The 7,702-nt window shown below is 73.1% G+C and carries 4 protein-coding genes and 1 pseudogene; 1 reads left to right on the top strand and 4 read right to left on the bottom strand.

Annotation, left to right across the window (positions count from 1 at the left end; all coding sequences use genetic code 11):
- Positions 1-1,204, bottom strand: a 1,204-nt coding sequence (locus AC156L_RS19995) for a S8 family serine peptidase (protein WP_484407157.1), incomplete at its 3' end; no start/stop codon positions are given.
- Between the two features lie 203 nt (positions 1,205-1,407).
- On the opposite strand from AC156L_RS19995, the gene hemQ reads away from it, so the two are divergent.
- A complete protein-coding gene (gene hemQ / locus AC156L_RS20000; protein WP_259628217.1) occupies positions 1,408-2,100 on the top strand; it encodes a hydrogen peroxide-dependent heme synthase in 693 nt (230 codons plus the stop codon).
- 42 nt (positions 2,101-2,142) lie between these two features.
- On the opposite strand, the gene AC156L_RS20005 is transcribed toward hemQ, so the two are convergent.
- The 3 genes and pseudogenes from AC156L_RS20005 to AC156L_RS20015 all read right to left on the bottom strand — a co-directional run.
- Positions 2,143-5,373 (bottom strand): S8 family serine peptidase, encoded by a 3,231-nt coding sequence (locus AC156L_RS20005; protein ID WP_330877863.1) that lies wholly within the window; start codon positions 5,371-5,373, stop codon positions 2,143-2,145.
- A gap of 199 nt (positions 5,374-5,572) precedes the next feature.
- On the bottom strand, positions 5,573-6,052 hold the full coding sequence (locus AC156L_RS20010; RefSeq protein ID WP_330877862.1) for a hypothetical protein: 480 nt from the start codon (positions 6,050-6,052) through the stop codon (positions 5,573-5,575).
- An 84-nt stretch (positions 6,053-6,136) separates the two neighbouring features.
- Positions 6,137-7,702 (bottom strand): annotated as a pseudogene (locus AC156L_RS20015) (S8 family serine peptidase); the annotation flags it as partial.

Below are 7,702 nucleotides of genomic sequence, written 5' to 3' on the forward strand. Positions count from 1 at the left end.
CGTGCGGGGTGGCCATCGAGGTGCCGGACATGGACACGTAGCCGTCGGCCACGGGGGTGCCGATCACACCGGTGGAGGATTTGGCCGCGACGATGTCCACGCCGGGGGCGGTGACGTCGGGTTTGACCGCTCCGTCGCCGACGCGGGGGCCACGGCTGGAGAACGGTGCGATCCCGTCGTTCCGGTCGACCGCGCCGACCGTCAGGGCGGCGTCCGCGCTGCCCGGCGAGCTGATGGTCTCGGTGCTGCCGGAGTTGCCCGCGGCGATGACGAAGAGGGTGCCGTGCCGGGCCGAGAGGGTGTTGACGGCTTCTTCGAGCGGGTCGATCTCCGGGCTGTCCCCACCGCCCAGGCTGAGGTTGACGACGTCTGCGCCCTGCTCGACGGCCCACGTCATGCCGCCGAGGATCCAGGACTCGACGCACCCGAACCGGGCGCAGACCTTGCCGTCCAGGATCTTCGCGTCTGGGGCCACACCGCGGTACTTCGCGCCCGCGCTGGCGATGGTGGCCGCGACGTGCGTGCCGTGGCCGACCAGGTCCGCGTCCGCCTCGAAGGTGAAGTTCCTCCCGGCCAGTTCCCGGCCCTTGAGGTCGGGGTGTTCGGCGTCGACGCCGGTGTCCAGCACGGCGACCTCCACCCCCGTGCCGGTGTACCCGGCCCGCCACGCCTCGGGCGCGCCGATCTGCGCCGCGCTGCGGTCCAGGCTCGGCTGCCGCAGGCCGTCGAGCCTGATCCTGGTGAACGAGCCGTCGGTGACGAGCGTCCGCCACGTGTCCGCGGCCCGTGCCTTGGCCGTGGTGGCCGAGAACGACTTCACGACCGGCAGATCGCCGGTGACGGTCGTGCCCGCGAGGGCGCCCGCCGCCCGGACCCCGTCGTCGGAGGTCAGGATCAGGGGCACGGAGTCGCGGTGCGCGTCGTCGTAGCGCGACTCGACGAGTTCCGTGACGTCGAACAGCCGTCTGTCCACCCGGCCGGTCGCCACGGCCCTCCGGGCGTCGTCGGGTACGACGAACAGGTGTCCCCGCTCCGAGTACGTGGAGAAGGCGATGTCGTCACGGCCCGCGGCGGGGACGATCGACCGCCCTCCCGCTCCGTCGAGCAGGACCCGGTCGCCGGTGATCAGCGTGACGGAACCCGTCGCGGGGGATCTCGCGGGCGCGGTGTCCCCGGCCGCCGACCCACCCGCCGGTCCGGCCACGAGACCGAGTGTGAGCGCGGTGACCCCGGCTAGAGCGCCGTGTCGTCGTGTTGATCGCAACAGCCACCTCCGGTGTTCTCCAGGCGTTCTCGCACTTCGAGTCACGACCACTGGCCGTTCGTGGTTGCACGGGTGCGCGGAGCGCGGTGTCGCCCGCGCCACCGGCCGACCCCTGCCGCGTCCGACGGTGAGAAGATGGGGTCATGGCCCGCCTGGACTACACCGAACTCAACGACACCATCCGCTACACCATGTGGTCGGTCTTCCGCGTCGAACCCGGCCGTCTTCCCGACGACCGCGGCTCCGCGGCCACCGAGGCGCAGAACTACCTGGACGCCCTGGAGGGCAAGGGCGTCGTCGTGCGCGGCGTGTACGACGTGGCGGGCCTGCGTGCCGACGCGGACTACATGATCTGGTGGCACGCCGAGGAGATCGAACAGGTCCAGGCCGCCTACCAGGGTTTCCGCCGCACCGCCGTGGGCCGCGTGTCCACCCCGGTCTGGAGCCAGGTCGCGCTGCACCGCCCCGCCGAGTTCAACCGCAGCCACATCCCGGCGTTCCTCGCCGGTGAGGAGGCCCGCAAGTACGTCTGCGTGTACCCGTTCGTGCGCTCCTACGAGTGGTACCTGCTGCCCGAGGCGGACCGGCGCAAGATGCTCGCCGACCACGGCAAGGAGGCGCGGGACTACCCGGACGTGCGCGCCAACACGGTGTCCTCGTTCGCGCTCGGCGACTACGAGTGGATGCTGGCGTTCGAGGCGGACGAGCTGCACCGCATCGTCGACCTCATGCGGCACCTGCGCGGCACCGAGGCGCGCCTGCACGTCCGCGAGGAGGTCCCGTTCTACACCGGGACCCGCGTGCCCGCCTCCGAACTGGTCATCAACCTGCCGTGACCGCGAGCGGGCCCGCGACGAACGCCGCGGGCCCGCTCCCGGCTACTCCCCGGCCACCGCGTACGCGCGGATCACCGTCGTCTCGCTGGTGTTGCCCCTGCTGTCGGTCGCCTTCGCCCGCAGCGAGGCGAAACCGGGCCCGCCGTTGAGCACGAGCGCCGACTCGCCGACGACCGGCACCCGGCGCCAGGTCGCGCCGTCGTCGAAGGACACCTCGACCGCGATCCGCCGGATCTGCCCGCCGGGGGAGCCGGGGTTCTCCTCCACCACGAGCGGCACCCGCAGCAGCCGTCCGGCCGGGGCCGCGTTGACCTCGTCCAGCTTCGGCTGGAAGCGCAGCACGGACAGCGGCAGCGTCCGCTCCTCCCCGCTCCCGTCACCCCGAGAGCGGAACGTCCAGGCCGCGCCGACCCTCGTGCTCACGGTCGAGACGTCCCGCGTCGCCTCGACCTCCAGCCGGTACGCGCCCGCCTCGCGGGGCACGGTGAACCGGCCGGAACCCGCCTCGGTGGTCTCGCCGACCTTCACGCCGTCGCGGAACAGCGTGGTGCGGGCCTTCGTCGTCTGCGACGAGCCCGCGTTGCCCGCGCCGTCGCCGAACATCGGCACGAAGGCGTTGATCTCGTCGTCGACCCGCGACAGGGCGGAGCCGTACGGGCTGGCGGTCGGGCCGAACACGGCGGTGTTGAGCGTCTCGCTGTAGGTCCTGCCCGGCTGGTAGGTCCGCGGCTCCGAAGCCTGCCTGGTCTCGAACACCAGGTTCTGACCGGTGCCCGAGGTCTGGGTGAAGCTGGAGACCCAGCGGGCGTTCTCCCCCGCGAGGTAGTCGATCGACGTGCCCGGCGCGGGCACGTCGACCAGCCACGTCCCGCCGGAGCCGTTGGCGTCCACACCCATGAGGCCGTGGTTGTTCCGCCTGCCCTCCGGGGCGGGCCCGTAGCGGGTCCTGACCTCGGAGAAGTCCCGCAGGGCAGGCGCGTAGGAGTACCCGTTGGGCATCGTCCCGGTGAACACGGACGTGATCCGGTAGGTCACGGGGGTGTCGCCGACGGGAGCCGCCCGCCAGTCGGTGCTCAGGACGGCGGTGAAGTCGTCGTCGAGCGCCGGGCCGAGGTGCGCCGTGGAGATGTCCTTGAACGCGCCGAGGAACAGGCCGATCGACGTGACCCCGCCCTGGCCGTAGGTCAGGCTGTTGCTGAGGACGCTGCCGATGGCCTCCGCCCCCGGATCGGGGACGGACAGCGAGATCGGCTTGGCGAGTCGGGCGTCGACGGCGATCGTGGTGTCGGCCGCCAGGTCCACCTTCGGCTGCGGGAGGCTCGCGTACCGCTCCCCGGTCCGGACGCTGTTGCCCGTGTAGTACCGGCCCGTGGGCAGGTCGATCTCGGCCCTGCCGCCCTCCGGGTCCAGGAACACGGCCAGGCCGGAGTCGAGGCCGACCAGGAACGTCGACCCGTCCGCCGCGGGCGCGCCCTCCGCGTCGGTGTACTCGACGGTCAGCGTGTGGGTCTCGACCTCGCGGAGGACGCCCACCGGGGTGCGGACGGCGGTCGCGCCGGAGCCCGCCACGACCGAGCCGGAGTACCCGCCGTCCAGCGCGCCGATCCTGGTGTCGGCGGTGACGGTCACCGATGCCTCGCCGCCCGCCGGGACGGTGACCTCGGCAGGCGTGACCGAGAAGAAGCCCGCGGGTGCGGGCTTCCCGTCCGGTCCGGTCGCCTCGACCGCCACGTCCAGCGTCACGGGCTCGGTGCCCGCGTTGCGGTAGGCGATCTTCTCCGTGACGGGCTCGTCGTCGTCGTGCGGCCACGGCTGGGAGCCGAGGCCGACGGTGGCGGGCTCGGACGTGACGGTCTGGCCGATGGCCCTGGCCAGGTCGATCCGGCCCGAACCCTGGTCGTACGCGCTCAGACCGGGCGTGGGCTTCGTCGACGCGACGAGCGCCGCCTTGACCCGCGCGCCGGTCCAGTCCGGGTGCTGCTGCTTGAGCAGCGCCGCCGCGCCCGCGACGTGCGGGGTCGCCATCGACGTGCCGGACAGCGCCACGTGGCCGTCGCCGACGGGCGTGCCGATCGTGCCGGTGGACGACTGGGCCGCCACGACGCCCACACCGGGCGCGGTGACGTCCGGCTTGACCGCGCCGTCACCGGTGCGGGGGCCGCGGCTGGAGAACGGCGCGATCCCGTCGGAGCGGTTGACCGCCCCGACGGTGAGCGCGGCGTCCGCGCTGCCGGGGGAGCCGATCGTGCCCGCGCGGCCGGAGTTGCCCGCCGCGATCACGAACAGGGTCCCGTGCTCGGCGGACAGCGCGTTCACGGCCGCCTCGATCGGGTCGACCTCGGGGGTGTCCGGGCCGCCGAGGCTCAGGTTGACCACGTCGGCGCCCTGCTCGACGGCCCACGCCATCCCGTCGAGGATCCACGACTCGGCGCACCCGCCGGTCATGCACACCTTGCCGTCGAGGATGCGCGAGTCGGGTGCCACGCCGCGGTACTTCGCGCCCGCGCTGGCGATGGTGGCCGCGACGTGCGTGCCGTGGCCGACGCCGTCGGTGGCGTCCGGGTCCTCGGTGAAGTTCTTCTCGACCAGTTCCCGGCCCGCGAGGTCCGGGTGGGCGCCGTCCACGCCCGTGTCCAGGACGGCGACCGTCACACCCGTCCCGGTGTACCCGGCCCGCCACGCCGCCGGAGCGCCGATCTGGGCGGTGGTGCGGTCCAGGGTCGGCTGCCGCAGCCCGTCCAGCCAGACCTTGCGGTAGCCGTCCGGGGCGGCGGTCAGCGCGCGCCAGGTGTCGGCGGCCGTGGCCTTCGCCGCGCGCGCCGCGTACGAGCCCGCGGCGGGCAGGTCGGTGGTCTTGGCGAGGCCCGCGACGGACCCGCCCGGCGCGGGCGTGACGATCAGCGGCACGGAGTCGCGGTGCGCGTCGTCGTAGCGCGCCCGCACCAGCCCGGTGACGTCGAACAGCCGCAGGTCCAGCTTGCCCGCCGCCAGCAGCGGTTCGGCGTCCTCGGGCACCACGTGCTGGTGGCCGCCCGCGGTGAACCTGGTGAAGACGAGTCCCGCTCGGTCCCTGCCGGGGATGACGGAGCCGACCTGGTCGCCGGTCACCACCACCCGGTCACCGGTGACGAGGGTGACCGAACCGGTGGGGGTCGCGCCCGTGCGGTCGGCGACCTCCGGCGCGGCCGTCGCGGGCTGGACCGAGCCGACCGCCAGACCGAGTGCGAGCAGGGACGCACCCCACCGCGTGCAGTTCCGTCGTGTTGTAGGCAACTGGCTACCTCTCCCTGAGGTGGGCGCGCCCAGGGCGGGCGCGCTACCGGGAGGCGCCGATCAGACGGCGGCGACGGTGTACCGAACGTGACGTTGTCCCCCCGAACGCCTCGAACCTATCGGCGGTGAAAGTGGTTGGATTCCGCTCAACGAGCGAAGCGGGGACCCGACGTCCGATCACGCGGGGTAGTCGCCGAGGTCAGGCGCGCTCGGTGACGACACCGGCCGCGGAGACGACGAGGCCCGTCTGCGCACCGCCGCCACCGCACGCCTCGCCGTTGGGGTAGACCATCTTGGGCGTCGCGGTCGTGGTCTCGTCCAGCACGACCGCACCCGTCGCGTCGGTCAGCACCAGGGTCACCGTGACGGCCTTGGCGGGCAGGTTCGCGACGTCCGCGAAGCCGGTCAGCCCGCCCGTCGGCACGACCGACACCCCGCAGGTGTCGGTGGGGCTGGTGCCGGTGCACGTCTGCGGGCCGTGCGAGGTCGCGGGCGTCAACCGCACGGCGGGCTCGGTGCACGTGCCGTCCCAGCAGATCTCCACCGCCGCCGACGTGGCACCGGGGAGTTCGACGTCCAGCCCGATGCCCGGCCGTGAGCCGATGAGCGTGCAGGCCCGTGGTTCCGCTGAGCACGCGCACAGCGCGAGCAGCGCCGTGACGACGGCGATGATCCTCATGCGCTCCAGACGGAAGTGGCCACCCGTCGGGTTGCTCGGCGGGACGGGTGGGCCCGTGGCGCGGACGCCACGGGCCCACCACCGCTACGCGCCCGCGATCTTGTAGGCGCGGATCACGGTGTTCTCCGCGGTGTTGCCCCTGCTGTCGGTCGCCTTGGCCCGCAGCGAGACGAAGCTGCCCGCGGGGCCGCCGTGCACCAGCGCCGACCTGCCGACGACGGGGGCGCGCCGCCAGGTCTTGCCGTCGTCGAACGAGACGTCGACGGCGATCCGGGTGACGCGGCCGTTGGCGGCGTCCGGGTTCTGCTGGACGACGAGCGGGACGCGCAGCAGCCGCCCGGCCGGTGCCGTGTCCTTCTCGTCCAGCACCGGTTGGAAGCGGATGACCGTCAGCGGCAGCGGCTGGGTCTCCTGCCCGTCCACGCGCGCCGAGCGGAACGTCCACGCGCCGCTGACCCCGGTGGTGAACTCCGAGACGCCGCTGCGGGCCGCCTCGACCTCCAGCCGGTAGCCGCCCGCCGCTGCGGGCACGGGGAAGTTGCCGCCCGTGGACGTGGTCTCGCCGACCTTCGCGCCGTCGCGGAACAGCGTGGTCCTGGCCGAGTCGACCACCGAGTAGCCCTCACCGCCCCTGCTGTCGCTGAACAGCGGCACCGCGGCGCGGATGGAGTCGCCCTGCCTGTCCAGCGCCCTCGGGTAGCCCCCGATGCCGGGGCCGAAGACGGCGTGACCGGGCGCGAGGGTGTAGCTCTTGCCCGGCTTGTACGTCTTCGGCGGCGTGACCTGCTGCGTCTCCGCGGAGTTGCCCGACAGTTGTTGGTGCAGGGCGCCCCACCGGGTGTTGTCGCCGGCGACGTAGTCGATCATCGTGCCGGACTCGCCCATGGGCGCGATCCACGACCACCCGCCACCGCCGTCGGGACTCGTCCCGAGCAGCGCCTGCGCGTGGCTCCGGCCCGCGGGACTCGGACCGACCGTGGTCCTGACCTCGGCCAGGTCCTTCTTGCCCAGGTCGCGGACGTGCCCGGTCGGCACCTCGCCGGTCCACGACGAGCCGAACCGGTAGTTGATCGGCGTGTCGCCGTCGGGGGTGCCGCGCCACTGGAGGCCGATCTGCGCCGTGAGTTCGTCCTGCCCGACGTCCGGGCCCACCTGGCCCGTCGTCAGGGTGTCGCCGAAGTCGCTGAAGTAGATCAGGCCGTAGCCCGTCTGCTTCGTCCCCGACCGCCTGGTCGTGGAGTACTCGCCGAGCATCCCCTCGGCCGCGGGCTCCGGGACGGAGACCTTGACGGGCTTGGCGGTCCGCGCGTCGAGGGTGATCACGGTGTCCTGGGAGACCGTGACCTTCGGCTGGGTCAGGACCGCCCAGTCGGGCTCGGTGATGATGTAGGTGTTGCCGAAGTAGTCGCCCTTCGGCAGGCGGACCGTGCTGCTCCCGTCCGCGTCGTAGAAGCCGTACCCCTTCATGGTGTCGAGCGCCACCAGAGCCGTGGAACTCTCCACGGCGGGCAGGCCGTCCGGTCCGGTGTGGTTGACGGTGACGGTGTAGCTCTCGACCTCGCGGGCGATCGAGAGCGGGGTGCGCACGGCTCCGGTGCTCGACGTGGCGACCACCGTGCCGGTGTACGCGCCGTCGAGCGTGCCGATCCT

Source organism: Umezawaea sp., assembly GCF_057122925.1.